Genomic DNA, 261 nt, shown 5'->3' on the forward strand with positions numbered 1-261 from the left:
CGCGGTGGCCCGTGCTGCGACGCGTCCGTACCGACTCTACGCGGGCGCTGCTGCACTGACGGTCGCAGCGGCGATCGTCAGCGTGCCCGCGCAGGCCGCGCTCGGCGGCGCGCCGATGTACACGCCCGGCTCGGGCGCCACGCTCGTTCGCAGCGCCCTCGCATCGACGGGGTCGGCTGCCACAAACACACCACAAGCCTCCCGCCTCTCCCAGCAATCCGCATCCACACCAACGGCCTACACCATCAACGAAACCACGCT

Annotated in this window: 1 protein-coding gene; it reads left to right on the plus strand. The window is 70.9% G+C overall.

The genetic code is table 11. The features are described 5' to 3' along the window. Window positions 1-261: hypothetical protein (locus SB717_RS37125; RefSeq protein WP_410908102.1), on the plus strand; the 261-nt coding region annotated here is incomplete at both ends.

The sequence above is a fragment of the Priestia sp. SIMBA_032 genome (assembly GCF_046535215.1).
GTDB classification, from domain to species: domain Bacteria; phylum Bacillota; class Bacilli; order Bacillales; family Bacillaceae_H; genus Priestia; species Priestia aryabhattai.